Origin of the sequence: Gemella haemolysans (genome assembly GCF_901873445.1) — a bacterium.
In the GTDB taxonomy this organism is placed as follows: domain Bacteria; phylum Bacillota; class Bacilli; order Staphylococcales; family Gemellaceae; genus Gemella; species Gemella haemolysans_C.
Map to the genome: position 1 here is coordinate 16,825 of NZ_CABFLN010000007.1, position 18,457 is coordinate 35,281.

The window sequence follows — 18,457 nt, forward strand, 5'->3', positions numbered from 1 at the left end:
TTGTTTGTATTAGGGTTGACCTAAAAATCCTAAAATTTAACAAAGTTCACATGAGAACTCTTAGACGCAGTGGTTTATTGATATCTAAATACGCTTTATAAAAGCTTTTTAGATATCTAATAAACTGTGCGGAGGTGACTCGACAAAATCGATTTCTATGAAATCACGATTTTTGAGTCACTCTCAATTATACTGACTTTTTTTTCCGTGTCAAGATAATTAGGGTGAGTTTTCTGAAAATTATAAGTTTATATTGTTATCATCTTTTTTTCATACTATAATAAATGTATAAATATAAGTTGGTGTTTTATATATTTCTTAAAATTTCCCTTAATAGCATGTTATTAAATTGAGTGAAATTAAAAGTAGGTGGTATTTATGAAAAAATATATTTTAAAATTTAAATATAGGTTCTTATTAATTTGTTTTCTTATATTGTTAAGACAGTTATTTCTTATGAAGAGTAACTTTTTAAATGCAGATGCTATAACTGTGCTTACTAACAGAAATCTACATAGTTTCTTTAAAATTATCTTATTCTTATCAGTTACGTGGTTTGTTATTATAGTAATTGATAGGGTGGTAAAGGTAAGAGAGGAGATTTTTATTCAAGATATTGGAATAGATGTAAAAGATAATTTATCTACTAGCCTTATAGAATTAGATATTGAAAAGTATAAAGATAACTCATCTGGTGTTTATCAATCTTGGTTTAACAATGATATTCAGATGATTCAAGAAAAAGGTTTGAGAAATATATTTGCTATAATATACAGTCTTTCTGGTGTTGTATTTTCTCTTTATGCTCTATTGAAATATCACTGGATTATTTCTTTAATTACTATTATAGGAACAGGAATATTAATTTATCTTCCAAAAGTTTTTAACAAAAAACTTCATAATATGGGAACAGAAGTTACTAAAGAAAATGAGAATTATGTTGCTTCGTTAGAGGAGACGATTCTAGGCTATGATACGTATTTCTCTCTTAATAAATTACAAATAATTCCTAAAAGAATAGCTAATATAAGTAGAATTTTGAAAAATATATTTGTTAAACAAAGTAAATTGGAAAGTAATTATTATATGCTTAACTTTAGCTTAAATGTCTTTTTCCAAGTGTTATTAGTTTTTGTTACAGGGTATTTAGTTGTTAAAGATAATTTGGAAATCGGTGCAGTTGCAGCTGTAGGAATGTTTGCTAATCTTGTATTTGATGGTATGAGCCAAGTAGGTTATAGAATAGCATTTATTAAAGGGACAAAACCTATTTTCTCTAAGCATGATGAATTTATGTTAAATAATATGGATACCCACTCACCTGTTGAATATTCTTTAAGAAAAACATTATTTAAAATTAAAAACTTACATTTCAGTTATGGTGATAGAGAAATCCTAAATAATGTGAATCTTGATATAAAAGAGGGGAATAAATATTTAATAAGTGGAGATAGTGGAGTAGGAAAATCAACATTATTTAAAATTATTACAGGACAATTAAGAAATTATGAAGGTAGTGTAGAGTATTGTAGTATCGATTTGAAGAAATTATCTACTAAACAAATACTAGAAAAACTGACTATAATTCAGCAAGAAAATTTTGTATTTTTAGGTACTGTTAAAGATAATATAACTATGGGAGAAGTAGTAGAGGATAGTGAAGTAGCTAAATATTTAGAAAAAGTGGGCTTAACACAGAAAGACTTCTTATATTCAGAAGTAGAGGTTCATGGAAAGAATCTTTCTGGAGGACAACGCCAAAGATTGGCTATAGCTAGAGTGTTATTTAATGGAAAAAAAATACTCTTAATTGATGAAGGAACATCAGCTTTAGACAAAGAATCAGCGAAAAGTTTAGTAGAAATGCTGTTAGGAAATAAAGAATTAACTATAATAATGATTAGCCATGATATAAGTGATGAACTAAGAGGAAAATTTGATAATATTATAAAATTGTGATATAAGTGAAAGTTAGTAAAAAATGATATAGATTGAATAGAAAAATGAAAATAGGAGAGTGGCTAAAAAATCAATTTCTCTGAGAATAAGATTTTGAGGCACTCCCATTTAATAAGGAGGACAAGCATGAGTTATAAGTTTATGAATGATGCTTTAGATAATAATTTAATGCCAATAGGTAAAAGTGATTTTATAAATTTATTTAAAGATTTAGAAATAGGAGAAGGTGATATCCTGATTGCGCATGTTTCTCTTAGTAAATTCGGTTATATAATCGGAGGTGCAAGATGTATTTATGAAGCACTTGTGGAAAGATTAGGAGAAAGTGGAACGCTCGTTGTCCCAACACAATCTTTGGAGAATATGTCTCCAGAGTATTGGGAATATCCTAAAGTTCCTAAGGAGTGGATAGAAAAAATAAAACAGGAAAGTTTATCTTATGATGTTGATCTATCTAGTACACGAGGTATGGGAAAATTTAGCGAGTTTGTTATGAATCTAAAACATTCTGTTAGAAGTTCTCATCCACTATATTCTTTTTCAGCAGTAGGAGAAAAAGCACAGGAAATTATAAAAGAGCATCCATTAGATGATGGCTTAGGATACAATTCACCATTAGGGAGATTGTATAATAAAAATGCCAAAATTTTGTTATTAGGAACTGATTTTGAATCTAATACAGCATTGCATCTTGCAGAGTATTCACTAAATAGAAAAAAAATAAAAGAAAGTGCTAATGTGGATGGAGAGTGGCTAGAGTTCTCTAATATCGAACTAGATATATATGATGATTTTTTAACAGTACAGAAAGAATTCTTGGAGAATTGTAAGGAAAGTTATCAAATAAAAGAGATTCAGAAAACATCAGTTCTTTGTATAGATTTTAAAAGTTGCGTAGATTTTGCAAAAGAATACTATAGGAAAAAGGAAGAAATAAATTCATAAAGTTAATACTGAATAATGTACACTTAGTTGTTTTTAAAAGAATTGAGTGTACATTATTCTTTTTTATTATTTCAAGATTCACCGAATTTATTAGTAAAAATAATCTACCTACTAGAAATTAAAAGAAAAATCAACATAATATTCAGAAAATATTGACTTTATAAGGAAAACACGTTAATATAGTTAAAAACAAAAAAACAGATTCAAGAAGAATAGTGAATATAAAGCGAGAGTAAATCATATAGGAGGTGTTTTTTATAGAATTTAATGTTAAATTAGCGAGAAGTTTATATTTATGTTTGAATTTAATTTTGAGTGTTTTATATTCATACATAACGGTGAAATTTATATCTGTATATAATTTTCCTATATATTTTATTTTGTTAATAACAACTTTGATAGAAATATTTATTTTTCTAGATACTAGTTATTTCAGGATTTTAACTAGTATAAAAACAAAGTATTTTTATTATATATTAATAGTTTTTTCAGTGGTAGTGTTTATTCTTAAAAATAACATAAATTTATACTATGTCTTAACATTTTATTTTGTTTATTACTTATTAATATCAATAGTTCTGCTTAATTACAATTTATTTGTAATAGAGAGAAGTAAGTCTATCAAAGCTGGAGTGACAGATATATCCTTATATAGTAACTTGTCTAAATTACTTGGTTTTTCTTTAGGAAGTTATATTTATAAGGTGAATATTGATGAATATTTAATAGTATTTATAATTATGTTTGTATTATTTTCAAGTTTCAAAATAAATAATTTTAAAAATAAAACTGAGAAAAATTCTGAGAGATTAGTTTTTAATAAATTGAAAAGAAAATATATTATTATCAATACAGCGTTATTGTCAGGAACAGCAGTATTTTTTATACCGTTGTTTATAAAACAATTAGCGGCTAGGAATTTAATACAGTATTCTAGTATTATATTTTTTATACCAGGAATAACAGTAGTTTTGTTTTTAATACTTACTAAGAAATATGAAGTGAATTTAAATAAAATACTTATGTCTTACATAATTTTGGATATAGTATTCTTTATATTGGTTATATGTGAGGTATTTTTACCATTGCAAGTGATATTATTATCTTTAATAGTAGCACTTGGGGTGTCAATCAGTATAAAATTAAGGACTAATTTCATAAAAATTAATGATAAAGATTATAGAAAAAGTATAGTACAAATTTTTCGAATAAGTGCACCGTTATTTACTATTATTTTAAGTTTTGTAGGATTATACGTTGAAAACATTGCTTATTATATTTTGTTAATAAATGCAATTTCGGCTATTCATGTATTGTATGTAAACTTAAAGAATAGAGAGCACACTTTAGTAGATTAAAGGAAAGTTTTTAGAAAAAATGAAAAATTAATAAAACAATGTACACTTAGTTTATTTTGGAAATAGTTAGGTGTACATTTTTTACTTTTATTTACTATGAAAACAAGGGATAATTTCAGAAAGCGTTTCTTTATTTTATTGCTTTTATACAATATTTATATTACAATAAAACTGTAAAAGTATACAAAATTATAAGGGAGGGAGTTAGATGGTAAATCTATTAACAGTGAAAAATTTATCATATAAATATAAAAATTCTAGTGATTACGCGATTAAAAATATTTCTTTTTCTGCGGAAAAAGGAGATATAATTGCACTTATAGGTAAAAGTGGTTCAGGGAAAACTACGATAATTAATTCTACATTAGGATTGTTTTCTAATATCGAAGGTGAGGTATCTTTCGGTGAAGGAGTGTCTGTTCGTGATGTGGACTACTGTATGCAAAATCAATCAGTAGATTGGTACTTAAATGTATATGACAATATTTATATGGGGCTATTATATTCTCAAAATACTATTAGCAAGAAAAGTGTAGATGATATTATTGCTGTTCTAGGTTTAAAAGGTAAGGAGAAATCTGACCTAACAGAATTATCTGGAGGACAATTGCAGAGAGTACAAATAGCAAGGAGTCTAGTATCTAATTCAAAAATATTATTTTTAGATGAACCTACTACAGGATTAGATGTAGTATTATCAAAAAATATATTAGAATATATAAAGACTAACAATAAAGAACATGCTGTATTTATATCTTCTCATGATTTAGATCTTATAGAAAAGTATTGTAATAAGATAATTTATATAAACGATGGGGAATGTTTATACTTTGGAGAAATGAGCACATTCTTAAGAGAATATAATAAAGAAATAGTATACAATATTTCTTACAATGGTGAATTAAGTAAAGATATAGTAGAAAAATATAAAGATACTATTACAATCGTTGATGATAAAAATTTAAAAATTTTCTTGGAAAAAGAAGAGGAAATTTCGAATGTATTAAAATTATTATTGGCAGAAAATATTACAATAGGAAGTCTACAGAAAGAAGAAATTACCTTGAAGAGAATATTGGAATTGGAGGAGTAATTATATGAAAAATGTAATAAGGAATTTTTGGGCAACATCGTATATAGAATATAAGGCGATTGAAAATAATAAGCAGATTATATATACTCAGCTTATGGTTCCAATTTTGTATTTTGTATTCTTTGGATTTGGGATAGGGAACTCTTTTTCAAGTTTGGCTTTTAAAGGAGAAAATGTTAGCTATATTGAATATATTTTCGTTGGAATAATTGGAGTAATACTAAATTCTCAGATGAATCAGTCTGTTTATAGGGTGAATTTAGATAAAAAATGGGGACTTCTGGCGTATAAAAGAATAAAAGGAACATCAGCTATTTCTTATTTTTTAGGGAAATTAGTATTTCCATTAGGAATCACAATAGTGCAAGTATTACTAATTTATTTTTTATCGTTCTTTTTAGGAATAAAAATACAGATAGTTCCTTTCTTAAAAGTATTAATTATTGTAATTATTAGCCTAGTATTTTGGTTTTCTCTTGGTGTTATTATTTCATTAGGAACTGTATCATATAGAACTAGAGACCTTATCTTAGGAACACTATTACTACCGATAATTTTTGCTGCACCGACTTTTTATAGTTTAGACAATTCTAAGGTGCTATACTATATATCAAAACTTAATCCATTAACTTACCAATTAACGAGTATGAGAACTGTGATTTTTGATATGGAACTTGATATAAATACTTATGTTACAATATTCTTAAGTCTAATAATGTTTGTTTTAGCGATAAGCGTGATAATAAGATCAGAATTATTAGGTGATGAGAGATAAAAGAATGTACACTTAGTTGTTATAGAGATGACTAAGTGTACATTTGTATTTATATGAAATGCATTATTAAGATTTTCGTATTGATAACATTGTATTTTCATATTACAATGAAGGTGTAAAGTTGTATTGTAATATAAAATTAAATTATAGTTTTATATAAATATGATATTGAAAATTTAATGAAATGGGGTTGAGATATGGGTGAGTGTTACCAGTGGGTTAATGTAGATAAAAAGGAGTATATTTCTCCTGTTGATTTTGGTTATGGTAGCAAACGTTGGCAAACACTTCATGTTGGGAATGATTTTTTATGTGCGTTGTATAAATTATTAGCTACTGATTGGGCAGGAGATCGTATAATATGGCTAGGTGATGAATTGTCTCGACTTAAAAGTCCAGATAATGTATCGCTAGAAATACTTTATCAACATACATTGGAATCAGGATATCCTGGTTCGTCAGTGGACACAGTAGATGAGATGTATATAAATATCTCTGGAACTTTTAAGGAGGCTGAAGAAGAGGTTAGAGATGAACTTGAGTATTATCTAAGTTTAATAAAACAGTATGGCATCCGAGTAGATGATCCATTTAAAGGATTTTTTTCGAGAGAAGGAAGAGATTACCTATATACAATTAATCATACAAAGAAGGTGTATTTTTCATTAGATATAACTAAGGTTTTATATTTAAACGGTTCTGAATGTGACTTTGCTAATCCGTTACCTATACTTTTGGGATGCGGGAAGTCATGCTATACAGGAAACTGGGTTGGGGATGAGATAAGTACATCAGATGAAATTCCAAAAGATTATGTTTTTTTAACAGAGATATATTTGGATTGGTAGTAAAATTTTACTTGTTATAATCCTTTTAATACCATTAAAATAAAATGTTAAAAATTTAATTTTAAATAACAATTAAATGAATATTATATGCCAGTATGATATGATTTCTCTTTTTTCACTATGAGTGAGTAGTGATATTTGATATAATGTATAAAAGTGAAATATATAAATTGATAAGATTATAGATTAATTAAAATCTACTAAAGGAGCTTTTGTATGATAAAATTAGTTGTTACAGAAATAACAACGTAAAGTAGTTAGACCTTTTGTAGAGCCTATTTATAATAAAGTTATTAAGCCAGCAAGTAATTGGATATCAGGTAAATATAATAAAGCGAAAAGTTGGTTAAAAAAATGGTTTTAAGAAAGGAAATAAGAAAAATGATAAAAAAAATTATAATGGTGATATTGGCGTTAGCGACAATTTATTTTATAGGGGATACAAATTTAAAAGGTAAGTCAGTGTATTATGCGAAACATTCATCAAGTAGTAATACTAGGGATTTAGAAATAATGATGTTGGTAGAAAATATACGGGCAAGTGCTAATCGTGAAGGGTTTAGTTATAGAGTTGACGGAGATAAAACTATACAAAATACTACAAAAAATGTATATCTATCATATGGATACAGTGTAAATGACGCTAACTATGAATATGTATATATAAGTAATGAAAGACAAAATTATTATTTTAATGATTTGTTTATGTTAGATGATATAGTAGATTTTGGTAATGGAATGAAACATATAGATATATCAACAGTAGATGAAAATAAAATAAAAGAAGAAATATATGAGAATTTTAAACCTATATTAAAAGAATTAGAAGAAAGGAAGCCATTTATTAATTTGCAGTGGATTTTTAACTGGGTATACAGAGATAGAATAAAGTAAGTTATAACTATAAAATATTGATATAAAAAGTTTAATAATGTAGTAAAGCCTATTTATAATAATACCAAACCAATTTACAATAATGTAGTAAAACCTTTTGTAGAGCCTATTTATAACAAAGTTATTAAACCAGCGAGTAATTGGATATCAGATAAATATAATAAAGCAAAAAATTGGTTTAAAAATTGGTTTAAAAAATGGTTTTAAGAAAGGAAATGAGCAAAATGATAAAAAAAATTATGCTAGTGATATTGGCGTTAGCAACAATTTGGTTTATAGGGGATATAAATTTAAAAGGTAGTTCAGTGTATTATGCGAAACATTCACCAAGTAGTAATACTAGGGATTTAGAAATAATGATGTTGGTAGAAAATATACAGGCAAGTGCTGATCGTGAAGGGTTTAGTTATGAAGTTGACGGAGATAAAACTATACAAAATACTACAAAAAATGTATATCTATCATATGGATACAGTGCAAATGACGCTAACTATGAATATGCATATATGCATGAGGATGGACTAGATTATTCTTTTGATAATTTTTTAAAATTGAAAGGTATATATAATTCTAAAGAAGTTCGTTATTATAAAGATATATCAACAGTAGATGAAAATAAAATAAAAGAAGAAATATATGATGATTTTAAACCTATATTAAAAGAATCAGAAGAAAATAAGCCATTTATTAATTTGCAGTGGATTTTCAACTGGGTATACAGAGATAGAATAAAGTAAATTATAATTATAAAATATTGATATAAAAAGTTTGAAAATATAGTTGTTTAATTATTTGGTAGAAAAGATAATAATTCACATAGAAAAAAGAGTAGAAATTTATTTTAAAAATGGAGAAGTCATATCAATCTGATATGATTTTTTTCTTTTTCACTATGAGAGATTAAGGTTATCTGATATAATATATTGAGTAAACGAGGGTTAAACAGATTTGTAGAATATGATTAAATCAAGGATAGAACAAATCGTTAAATGATGCACCCCCTAAGAGGGTTTTGCACCCCCCTAGTGATAAAAAAAGGAGCTTTTGTATGATAAAATTAGTTGTTACAGATATTGATGATACGCTATTAAATAGTGATCGTGAGATTTCTAAGAAAAATAGAGAAGTAATTGAAGAGTGTAAGAAACAAGATATTAAGGTTATTTTAGCGTCGGGTAGACCTGACTTTGGAATGATGAGTATAGTAGAAGATTTACAACTTGATAGTTATGATAACTACTTACTTTCATTTAATGGGGCTAGAATTGCTAATCTTAAAACGAATGAAGTGATCTATGAGAAGTTTTTATCTCCGGAGAGAATTAAGTTCTTAATAGATGTTGCTTTGGAGAATGATTGTGATATTCTTACCTACCAAGGTGGGAAAGTTCTTACGAATCGTGATAATGAATATGCACGAATTGAGTCTGGTTTAGTAAGTGCAGAGTTAGTAATTAGTGAAAATATGAAAGATGATATTAAAGAAGGTGCGGCTAAGGTAATAATTCTTAAACATCCTGATGAAGCTGTTGCAGTGAAAGATAAACTAGCGCTTGAATTAGGTGATGAGTATGAGGTTGCTATGTCTAAACCGTTCTTTATCGAAATTAACGATAAGGGTATTTCTAAAGGAGTATCTTTAGATTCATTATGTAAAAAACTTGGTTTAACAAATGAGAGTGTAATGGCATTAGGTGATGGGCTTAATGATTTAAGTATGATTGAGTTCGCTGGTATGGGAGTTGCGGTTGATAATGCTAATCCTACTTTAAAAGAAGCGGCGAATTTTATTTCTAAGTCAAATGATGAAGATGGTTTCGCTTATGCTATTGAAAAATTTGTTCTTGGCAAAGATGTGTAGATAGAAAGAGGTTCTGATGAAAGTAACTTTGATTTGTGTAGGTAAAGTTAAGGAGAAATTTTATAGAGATGCTATAAAAGAATATGAAAAACGTCTTGGAGCATATATTAAGTTAAATACTATAGAAATTTCAGATGAAAAAGTAAAGGTAGAAAATGATTCAGAAATAGCTCTTGCGATGGAAAAAGAAGGGAATAACATACTTTCAAAAATTAAAGATAATCAATATGTTATTACTTTGGAAATTTTAGGTAAGAATTTATCAAGTGAAGAATTTGCATCAAAAATTGATAATTTAATGCTTACAGGTAAGAGTGATGTGGCATTGGTAATTGGTGGAAGCTATGGTCTTTCTGATAGTGTGAAAAAGCGTAGTGATTTTGCATTATCGTTTAGTAGAATGACGTTTCCACACCAGATGATGCGTGTTGTTTTACTTGAACAAGTGTATAGAGCTTACCGTATAATAACAGGAGCAAGTTATCATAAATAATTGTAAAGGATGAGGTTGTATTTTCAGACAATTTCATTCTTTTTTTGCTATTAATTTATAAAGATTTTTAGTATAATAAAGGTGAAAGAAATAAAGGAGGGATTATTTATGTTTAATTTTGATGAGTACATGCTACATCAAGTGTTGGCTATAGTTGGAATAGTATTATTCATATTTGTTTTTGTCGGTTATATTATTACAGCTATTTTTTCAAAAATTATGTTTGATATACTTGGGGTTAGGTCAGGACTTGCATTTATACCATATTATAATACTTATAGGATTTATAAAGAGTATAAAGGGCGTGTTTGGAAGAGGAATTGGGGAGTTGCTTATCTATTAACTTTCACACTTCCTTCAGTTGTAATAGGAGCTTTACTGTTGGTATTAGTGGAGTTGCGATATACCACTGAAGTTTTTTCAGAACAGTATGCCGGCATATTATTTACTGGACTTGGATTATTAGTAGTCGCGGGATTAATTGCATATATATTTAACTTTATTATGTTATTTATAATGTACTTACCAATCTTTGATACAAAAGGTAGAAGAGTGGTATTGTATATTCAAGCAGCACTGACAATTTTATCTTTTTTTAGTGGAGTTATATTTCAAGGAGCTAGTAATAGCATATTAAGTAGTACTTTTTCAATAGTGCAACTTATATTCTCTATTGTCTTTATGGTTGTTTATTTTGTTGCTGCAACAGACATTAGAGCTAGAATTAGAAGTGGAGAATATGTACTTCAGGAGAAATTAGATTATAACATGCTAAGTAGTTATGAAATAAAATCTATATTAAAATCAAGAGATAGAAGATTAGTAGTTCCCAACATGAATAGTGGTTTCAGCGATTATCAACCGAGCAACAATGAAGAAGTAAATAGAATTGAATATGTTTAATGTGAAAATCCAGGTGATTTAAATGTAATGTTTAAAACTCCTGGATTTTTCATATAAGATTTTAAGTATTTTCTATAGTTTTTTAGTAAATATTAGGAGTAAAGTTAGCTTAAGATGGTGTTATGTTAGATTTTCTAACGTATATTTACAACTGTAGTGTCATTTAAAGTATAATAGAAAACGTAATAAAATAAATTTAACGAGGAGTTGACTCTTAATGGATAGATTTTTAGAATTATTAACTACCGTTAACGACTTTATGTGGACTTATTTCCTAATAGGGTTAGTAATGGTTACGGGTATTTATTTTACATTTAGTGCGAAGTTTGTTCAATTTACTTATATCAAGGAAATGTTTAGACTTATTACTGAAAAGCCAAAAATAGGTGAGGATGGGGAACAAAAAGGGGTTTCAGCTTTCCAAGCATTTACAATTTCGGCTGCATCAAGAGTAGGTACCGGAACAATTGCAGGGGTTGCTATTGCGATTGCAATGGGAGGACCTGGTTCAGTATTTTGGATGTGGGTAATGGCTCTTTTTGGAGGTGCTTCATCATTTGCCGAATCAACATTAGCTCAAGTATATAAAGTTCGTGATAAAAAAGGTGTTTATCGTGGGGGGCCTGCTTATTACATGGAAAAAGGTCTTGGACAAAAATGGATGGGAGTATTATTTGCGATTGTTATTTCAGTAACTTACGGTGTAGCATTTAACTCAGTTCAAACTAACACTATTGCTCAAGCTTTACAAGTATATGATATTAATGCAAATATTGCGGGTATTGCTTTATTAATTCTTACTATTTTCGTAATTTTTGGTGGAGTAACAAAAGTTGTTAAAATTACTCAATGGTTAGTACCAGTAATGGCAGTAGCGTACTTATTTATCGTATTAGTTATTATGGTTATTAACATTGATAAACTACCTGGTGTTCTTGCTCAAATCGTGAAATCAGCATTCGGTCTTGAACAAGTAGGTGGTGGAGTAATTGGTATGGGAACATCAATTCTTTTAGGAATTAAACGTGGTATGTTCACTAACGAAGCTGGGTTAGGGTCTACTCCTAATGCAGCGGCAACAGCTGACAGTACCCACCCAGCTAAACAAGGATTTATCCAAACTTTAGGAGTTTACTTCGACACGTGTTTAGTATGTACAGCGACAGCATTCTTAATCTTACTATACCCTGGTGTTGAGTATGGTGCTGGTAAGTTACAAGGTATCCAACTTACACAAGCTGCTTTAACTTCACAAGTGGGAAGTATCGGAACAATTTTCTTAATCGTTGCTATTTTCTTATTTGGATATAGTTCTGTAATTGGGAACTACTACTACGGAGAAACAAACATTCAATACTTACTTCCTAAAAAATGGGCTGTTAATGTTTATCGTGTTATTGTATGTATCTTCGTATATGTAGGAAGTGTCATGGACTTAAACCTAGTTTGGGGACTTGCTGATGTAACAATGGGGATTATGAGTTTACTTAACTTAATAGCTATTATCGGTCTTTCTGGTGTGGTTTATGTAGTATTAAAAGACTATGTGAAACAACATAAACAAGGAAAAGATCCAGAGTTTTATTTAGATAACTTACCAATTAAGTTAGATAATGCAACTGCATGGAAAAATAAAAAAGAAGATTAATATTTAAAAAAGTACTTCAATGATGGAATTAGATTTCTAATCGTTGAAGTACTTTTTGCGTTTGTTCAGGAAATAATATTTACTTTTGCTTGCATTATAAAAAAAAGTATGTTATTATATTAAACATATTTTAATTATAAAATATATGCGATGAGCCGATAAGTAGAAGTTCTTGCGTACCGTAGGATACAGAAAAGAAATCAGTGGTTGAGAGATTTCTCCTAGGCAGGACTTTGAAGTAGCCGGTGAGCATTTAGAGTGAAAGTAAGTAGCTTTAAACGTGGTTAGAGCGTTAATCTTATTAAGTGCTAATGTTATAATTAGAATAAAGGTGGTACCACGGAAACTTTCGTCCTTATGTAAGGATGGAGGTTATTTTTTTTTATCTAGAAAAATACCACAAACATAACTATGAAATTTAAAATAATTAATAATAAAATAAAAATTTAGGAGGAACAATCATGACTGAAATGTCTACAAAATATAATCCGACCGAAGTAGAAAATAATCGCTACAACTGGTGGTTGGAAAAAGAAGTTTTTAAAGCTGATAATAAAAGTAAAAAGAATCCATATACAATCGTAATTCCACCACCAAACGTAACTGGTAAATTACACATTGGGCATGCTTGGGATACAACTCTACAAGATATGTTAACACGTTATAAACGTCTTAAAGGATTTGATGTACTTTATCTTCCAGGAATGGACCACGCTGGTATTTCTACACAAGCAAAAGTAGAAGCTAAAATGCGCGAAGAAGGATTAAGTCGTTATGATTTAGGTCGTGAAAAATTCTTAGAGCGTGCATGGGAATGGAAAGAAGAATATGCTGGATATATTCGCGCACAATGGGCTAAACTTGGATTAGGTTTAGATTATTCAAGAGAAAGATTTACATTAGATGAAGGATTAAATAAAGCAGTTACAAAAATTTTCGTAGATCACTACAACAATGGTACAATTTACCGTGGTGAGAAAATTATTAACTGGGACCCAGTTCAAAGAACTGCATTATCTAACATCGAAGTAATTCACAAAGACGTAGAAGGTGCATTCTATCACCTTAAATATTTCTTAGCTGATGGAAGTGGGGATTATCTAGAAGTAGCAACTACTCGTCCTGAAACTTTATTCGGTGATACTGCGGTTGCTGTTCACCCTGAAGATGAAAGATATCAAAAATATATTGGTAAAACAGTTCTTTTACCAGTAACAAACAAAGAAATTCCTGTTATTGCAGATGAATATGTAGAAAAAGATTTCGGAAGTGGAGTAGTTAAAATAACTCCTGCACACGATCCAAATGACTTTGAAGTAGGTGAACGTCATAACTTAGAACGCATCATCGTTATGGATGAAGGTGCTGTTATGAATGAACACGCTGATAAGTATAACGGTATGGATCGTTTCGAATGTCGTAAAGCTCTTATCGCTGATTTACAAGAAAGTGGAGTATGCTTCAAGATTGAAAAACACCTTCACTCAGTAGGGCACTCTGAGCGTAGTGGTGCTGTTGTTGAACCATACCTTTCTAAACAATGGTTCGTTGATATGAAACCTCTTGCTGATAAAGTTTTAGAAAATCAAAAAGATGAAGATAGAAAAGTTAACTTCTATCCACCTCGTTTTGAAAATACGTTAAATACTTGGATGGAAAATATCCAAGACTGGTGTATTTCTCGTCAATTATGGTGGGGACACCGTATTCCTGCATGGTATCACAAAGAAACAGGTGAAGTTTATGTTGATGTAAACCCACCAAAAGATATTGAAAACTATGTTCAAGATGAAGACGTTCTTGATACTTGGTACTCTTCAGCACTATTCCCATTCTCAACATTAGGATGGCCAGACTTAGAAAGTGAAGATTTCAAACGTTACTATCCAAATAGCTGTCTAGTAACTGGATATGACATCATCTTCTTCTGGGTTGCTCGTATGGTATTCCAAGGATTAGAATTTACAGGTACTCGTCCATTTGAAGATTGTTTAATCCACGGTTTAGTACGTGATGAACAAGGTCGCAAGATGAGTAAATCACTTGGTAATGGTGTAGATCCAATGGAAGTAATCGAACAATACGGAGCTGATAGCTTACGTTACTTCTTAGCTACTAACTCAACACCAGGACAAGACTTACGTTATTCAACTGAGAAAATCGAAGCAAGTTGGAACTATATCAATAAAATTTGGAACGCTTCTCGTTTCGTAATTATGAACCTTGAAGGTTTCGAATACAGTGATATTGATTTAACTGGAGAAAAAACATTAGCTGATAAATATATCTTAACAAAACTTGCTAAAACTATTGAAGATTTCGAAAGATTATTCGAAAAATATGAGTTTGGTGAAGCAAGCCGTATTTTATACAACTTTGTATGGGAAGAATTCTGTTCATGGTATATTGAAATTGCTAAAATTTCATTAAATGGTGAAGATGAAGCTGCGAAGAAAACAACTAAATCTATTTTAGTATATGTACTTGATGCTTCTCTAAAAATGTTACATCCATTTATGCCGTTCGTAACTGAAGAAATTTGGCAACACATTCCTCACACAGGAGATAGTATTGTAACTAGTGAATTTGCTAAAGTTGATGCAAGTCTAGTATTCGAAAAAGAAACTGAAGATATGCAATTCATCCAAGATGTAATTACTGCAGTTCGTAATATCCGTAGTGAAGTGAATGCGCCAATGTCTCGTGAGATTCCTATTAAAATTAAATACTCACAAGATAGTGTAAAAGAAGTACTATTAAGCGGTAGTGCGTACTTAGAAAAATTTGCTCGTCCTAGCGAACTTATTATCGAACGCGAAGTAGAAGCAAGCGAAACTGACATCAGTCGTATCTTACCAGGTGCTGAAATCTATGTTTCATTAAGTGATTTAATCGATGTAGACAAAGAAAAAGAACGTCTAGGAAAAGAATTAGAAAAATTACAACAAGAATTAGATCGAGTAAACAAAAAACTTTCTAATGAAAAATTTGTTGGTTCTGCTCCAGAAGCGGTTGTAGTTAAAGAAAAGGAAAAACAAGCAACATATCAAGAACAATATGATAGTGTCAAAGAAAGAATAGCTGCATTAGATAATTTAAAATAGCATAAAATAGAGAGTGATTCGAAAATCGTATAGATTTTATCGAGTCACTCTCTTATTCATTATGTAGTAAATAGATGTAGATTAATTATAATAAAAAAACTCTAGCTAGTTTTACCTAGCTTAGAGTTTATTAATCATCTTTATTATTCTTTTTTCTCCAAATTAGAAAGAAAATTATCGCGATTATTATGATTATACCAATGTATGCACCATAATTTTTAACTGCTTCCCCTGTATTAGGAAGAGTATTTAGTGATAGTAGATTCATTTTAAATCCTCGTTATTATTTTTCTTCTTTTTGTTCAGGAGTATTTTTTAGAACTTCAGTTTCAACGCGTTCTTTAACTGAATCTAGTGTTTCAGTTGATTTGTTAGTGAAATCTTCAACTTTTTCTTGAACATTTGCTTCATTTACGTCTTTTTTAATATTAGAAACTTGATCTTTGATTTTTTCAAAAGAAGAAAGTGCTTTTTCTTTGTAAGCTTCTACTGAAGGTTTGAATTCTTCAACGATTTTTTTTGCATCTCCTAAGTTTTCTTTAACTTCTGAAGTGTATTCTTTTACGCTAGATACGTGTTCTTTAATGTCTGTTATATTACTAGATAATTCCTTTCCGTAATCAACAGCATCGTTGTATTTATTCTCTAAAGCATTTTTAGCTTTTTTAAGATTTTTTACTAGGTCGTTGTATAGGTAGATTGCCGCTTCTTCAACACCATTTTTCTTAGTGTAGCGAATCATACAACGTGTGTAACCGTAGTAGTCTTTAGATTTTTTCTTAACGTATTCAGTGTGTTCTTCAACTTTGTTTGGATTTTTTGAGTAATAGTTAGCAACGGCTATACCTGTACCGATTGCAAATAATTTTGATAATTTTGACATACAATTTTCACCTCGATATATTATTAGATTAATTATAACATATAAAGATTTAAATTTAAATAAAATAGATATTGAGAAACTTTATTTTAATATATTAGTAATAAAGTAGGATAAAAATGTAGAATAAACATCATTTAAAACGAAATAATCATATACTACGAAATTATTATTACACATTAATTTGTAATAACTATTGAATTAGTGTGTAATATATTGTATAATTAAAAATATAATACAAGAAGGAGGAACAATGAAACTTACTGAGAGACATAAAGCTATAATTGAGATAGTAAAAAATTATGAGCCGATTACAAGTGATGAGATAGCTGAGAAGTTATCTTTGGGGAAATCTACTTTAAGAAACGATTTGGCAGTGTTAGGAATGTTAGAAATTTTAGAAGCGAAACCTAATGTAGGTTACTATTACAATTATAACTTTTCACCAGGAGAACAACGTGAAGAAATAAAAAATAAATTAGTTAAAGATGTTATGGGGATAGCAATAACGGCTAAAAGTACAGCGAATTTCTCAGATGTATTATCTAAATTATTTATATATGATGTAGGAACAATCTTTATTGTTGATGAGAATAATCACCTCGCAGGTGTAACATCTAGAAAAGATATGTTGAAATTATCAAGAAATGCTGACGGTCAAAATCTTCCAATTGTACTAGCGATGACACGTGTACCGAATGTAATATACATATATGAAGATGAATTAGTTAGTGATGCCTTAAGGAAGTTAATTTTACATGAAATTGACTGCTTACCTGTTGTAAGAGATGAGGATGGCGGCAAGGTGATCGTCGGAAAAATTTCAAAAACTACATTAATTAAATTATTATTGGAAATACTGGAGGGATAATATGTTAACTGTACATATAATTTCAGATTCGATAGGGAATACTGCAAAAGATGTTGTAGATGCAGCGTTAGTGCAGTTTTCTTATGGAAAAGCTGATTATAAGGTATTGAAGAATTCCAATGTTTGTACGATAGAAAAAATAGATTGTATTATATCGAATGTGAATGATGGGGATGTAATAGTCCAAACATTGGTAGATAGTACCTTAGCCGAATACGTAAAGAAAAAAGGGTTAGAAAAAAATATAAAAGTTATAGATTTGCTAAGTGAAATGCTAAACACTTTTGAAGATAAACTTGGAATAAAATCTGAAGGGAATCCAGGTTTAAACAGAAAAATGGGAACTGAGTACTTCAAAAGGGTTGATGCATTGGAATTTGCTGTGAAGTATGATGATGGAAAGGATATTAATGGTCTTAAAGAGGCAGATATTGTTATTTTGGGGGTATCAAGAACGTCTAAAACACCGTTAAGCTTATATCTGGCAAATAGAAATATTAAAGTTATGAATGTTCCTATTGTTCAAGATTTAATACTACCAGAGCAACTATATGAAGTAAAAAGAAAAATTATTGGTTTAACAAATTCAGTAGAACAACTTAATAAGTTGAGGGAAGAAAGACTAAAAACTTTAGGAGTGGATGGAAATACTGATTATACAGATGAAATCCAAATATTTGAAGAATTAGAGTACGCGTTAGAAATTATGGGGAAAATTGGTTGTCCGATAATAGATGTTCAAAATAAAGCTATTGAAGAAACCGCAGAATTAATAATTGGGATAATGAGAGAACGCGGCTTAGAAGTTTAACATTTAAAAAATAA

17 protein-coding genes and 1 other annotated feature are annotated in these 18,457 nt (G+C 29.2%); of the genes, 15 read left to right on the top strand and 2 right to left on the bottom strand.

Annotated elements, in window-relative coordinates; all coding sequences use genetic code 11:
- The first annotated feature begins 378 nt into the window (after positions 1-378).
- The 13 genes from JX287_RS01085 to JX287_RS01145 all read left to right on the top strand — a co-directional run bounded on the left by JX287_RS01085 (position 379) and on the right by JX287_RS01145 (position 15,881).
- Positions 379-1,959 carry an ATP-binding cassette domain-containing protein gene (locus JX287_RS01085; protein WP_204641392.1) on the top strand — a complete coding sequence of 527 codons (1,581 nt, stop codon included), beginning with the start codon at positions 379-381 and terminating at the stop codon, positions 1,957-1,959.
- Between the two features lie 126 nt (positions 1,960-2,085).
- On the top strand, positions 2,086-2,904 hold the full coding sequence (locus JX287_RS01090) for an aminoglycoside N(3)-acetyltransferase (protein WP_204641393.1): 819 nt from the start codon (positions 2,086-2,088) through the stop codon (positions 2,902-2,904).
- A gap of 659 nt (positions 2,905-3,563) precedes the next feature.
- Positions 3,564-4,262, top strand: coding sequence for a hypothetical protein (locus JX287_RS01095; RefSeq protein ID WP_204641394.1), 699 nt, complete (start codon positions 3,564-3,566; stop codon positions 4,260-4,262).
- 208 nt (positions 4,263-4,470) lie between these two features.
- On the top strand, positions 4,471-5,355 hold the full coding sequence (locus tag JX287_RS01100) for an ATP-binding cassette domain-containing protein (protein ID WP_204641395.1): 885 nt from the start codon (positions 4,471-4,473) through the stop codon (positions 5,353-5,355).
- 4 nt (positions 5,356-5,359) lie between these two features.
- Complete coding sequence (locus JX287_RS01105) at positions 5,360-6,130, top strand: ABC transporter permease (protein WP_204641396.1); 771 nt, start codon at positions 5,360-5,362, stop codon at positions 6,128-6,130.
- Positions 6,131-6,327: 197 nt separating this feature from the next.
- Complete coding sequence (locus JX287_RS01110) at positions 6,328-6,978, top strand: hypothetical protein (RefSeq protein WP_204641397.1); 651 nt, start codon at positions 6,328-6,330, stop codon at positions 6,976-6,978.
- A 381-nt stretch (positions 6,979-7,359) separates the two neighbouring features.
- Positions 7,360-7,872, top strand: a complete 513-nt coding sequence (locus tag JX287_RS01115; RefSeq protein WP_204641398.1) for a hypothetical protein — start codon at positions 7,360-7,362, stop codon at positions 7,870-7,872.
- 224 nt (positions 7,873-8,096) lie between these two features.
- On the top strand, positions 8,097-8,609 hold the full coding sequence (locus JX287_RS01120) for a hypothetical protein (RefSeq protein WP_204641399.1): 513 nt from the start codon (positions 8,097-8,099) through the stop codon (positions 8,607-8,609).
- Between the two features lie 311 nt (positions 8,610-8,920).
- On the top strand, positions 8,921-9,733 hold the full coding sequence (locus tag JX287_RS01125) for a Cof-type HAD-IIB family hydrolase (protein WP_204641400.1): 813 nt from the start codon (positions 8,921-8,923) through the stop codon (positions 9,731-9,733).
- 16 nt (positions 9,734-9,749) lie between these two features.
- Positions 9,750-10,226, top strand: coding sequence for a 23S rRNA (pseudouridine(1915)-N(3))-methyltransferase RlmH (rlmH, locus tag JX287_RS01130; protein WP_048803186.1), 477 nt, complete (start codon positions 9,750-9,752; stop codon positions 10,224-10,226).
- Between the two features lie 108 nt (positions 10,227-10,334).
- Positions 10,335-11,129 carry a hypothetical protein gene (locus JX287_RS01135; protein WP_204641401.1) on the top strand — a complete coding sequence of 265 codons (795 nt, stop codon included), beginning with the start codon at positions 10,335-10,337 and terminating at the stop codon, positions 11,127-11,129.
- Between the two features lie 217 nt (positions 11,130-11,346).
- A complete protein-coding gene (locus tag JX287_RS01140) occupies positions 11,347-12,777 on the top strand; it encodes an alanine/glycine:cation symporter family protein (RefSeq protein WP_204641402.1) in 1,431 nt (476 codons plus the stop codon).
- A gap of 141 nt (positions 12,778-12,918) precedes the next feature.
- Positions 12,919-13,137, top strand: a binding site (T-box leader).
- Positions 13,138-13,238: 101 nt separating this feature from the next.
- Positions 13,239-15,881 carry a valine--tRNA ligase gene (locus JX287_RS01145; protein ID WP_204641403.1) on the top strand — a complete coding sequence of 881 codons (2,643 nt, stop codon included), beginning with the start codon at positions 13,239-13,241 and terminating at the stop codon, positions 15,879-15,881.
- Between the two features lie 130 nt (positions 15,882-16,011).
- On the opposite strand, the gene JX287_RS01150 is transcribed toward JX287_RS01145, so the two are convergent.
- Together JX287_RS01150 and JX287_RS01155 are read right to left on the bottom strand one after the other, a co-directional pair.
- Positions 16,012-16,149 (bottom strand): LPXTG cell wall anchor domain-containing protein, encoded by a 138-nt coding sequence (locus JX287_RS01150; RefSeq protein WP_048803180.1) that lies wholly within the window; start codon positions 16,147-16,149, stop codon positions 16,012-16,014.
- A 15-nt stretch (positions 16,150-16,164) separates the two neighbouring features.
- Complete coding sequence (locus tag JX287_RS01155) at positions 16,165-16,764, bottom strand: hypothetical protein (RefSeq protein ID WP_204641404.1); 600 nt, start codon at positions 16,762-16,764, stop codon at positions 16,165-16,167.
- 250 nt (positions 16,765-17,014) lie between these two features.
- Here JX287_RS01155 and JX287_RS01160 point away from each other — a divergent pair, with 250 nt between their 5' ends.
- Complete coding sequence (locus tag JX287_RS01160) at positions 17,015-17,632, top strand: CBS domain-containing protein (RefSeq protein WP_003146683.1); 618 nt, start codon at positions 17,015-17,017, stop codon at positions 17,630-17,632.
- A 1-nt stretch (position 17,633) separates the two neighbouring features.
- Complete coding sequence (locus JX287_RS01165; RefSeq protein ID WP_204641405.1) at positions 17,634-18,443, top strand: pyruvate, water dikinase regulatory protein; 810 nt, start codon at positions 17,634-17,636, stop codon at positions 18,441-18,443.
- Positions 18,444-18,457: the final 14 nt, after the last annotated feature.

Excerpts from the sequence above, each read along its gene's own strand:
- JX287_RS01120 (WP_204641399.1), top strand. The coding sequence starts at position 8,097 with ATGATAAAAAAAATTATGCTAGTGATATTGGCGTTAGCAACAATTTGG.
- JX287_RS01125 (WP_204641400.1), top strand. The coding sequence starts at position 8,921 with ATGATAAAATTAGTTGTTACAGATATTGATGATACGCTATTAAATAGT.
- JX287_RS01160 (WP_003146683.1), top strand. The coding sequence starts at position 17,015 with ATGAAACTTACTGAGAGACATAAAGCTATAATTGAGATAGTAAAAAAT.
- JX287_RS01115 (WP_204641398.1), top strand. The coding sequence starts at position 7,360 with ATGATAAAAAAAATTATAATGGTGATATTGGCGTTAGCGACAATTTAT.
- JX287_RS01090 (WP_204641393.1), top strand. The coding sequence starts at position 2,086 with ATGAGTTATAAGTTTATGAATGATGCTTTAGATAATAATTTAATGCCA.
- JX287_RS01085 (WP_204641392.1), top strand. The coding sequence starts at position 379 with ATGAAAAAATATATTTTAAAATTTAAATATAGGTTCTTATTAATTTGT.
- JX287_RS01100 (WP_204641395.1), top strand. The coding sequence starts at position 4,471 with ATGGTAAATCTATTAACAGTGAAAAATTTATCATATAAATATAAAAAT.
- JX287_RS01110 (WP_204641397.1), top strand. The coding sequence starts at position 6,328 with ATGGGTGAGTGTTACCAGTGGGTTAATGTAGATAAAAAGGAGTATATT.
- rlmH (WP_048803186.1), top strand. The coding sequence starts at position 9,750 with ATGAAAGTAACTTTGATTTGTGTAGGTAAAGTTAAGGAGAAATTTTAT.
- JX287_RS01105 (WP_204641396.1), top strand. The coding sequence starts at position 5,360 with ATGAAAAATGTAATAAGGAATTTTTGGGCAACATCGTATATAGAATAT.
- JX287_RS01150 (WP_048803180.1), bottom strand. The coding sequence starts at position 16,149 with ATGAATCTACTATCACTAAATACTCTTCCTAATACAGGGGAAGCAGTT.
- JX287_RS01145 (WP_204641403.1), top strand. The coding sequence starts at position 13,239 with ATGACTGAAATGTCTACAAAATATAATCCGACCGAAGTAGAAAATAAT.
- JX287_RS01165 (WP_204641405.1), top strand. The coding sequence starts at position 17,634 with ATGTTAACTGTACATATAATTTCAGATTCGATAGGGAATACTGCAAAA.
- JX287_RS01155 (WP_204641404.1), bottom strand. The coding sequence starts at position 16,764 with ATGTCAAAATTATCAAAATTATTTGCAATCGGTACAGGTATAGCCGTT.
- JX287_RS01140 (WP_204641402.1), top strand. The coding sequence starts at position 11,347 with ATGGATAGATTTTTAGAATTATTAACTACCGTTAACGACTTTATGTGG.
- JX287_RS01135 (WP_204641401.1), top strand. The coding sequence starts at position 10,335 with ATGTTTAATTTTGATGAGTACATGCTACATCAAGTGTTGGCTATAGTT.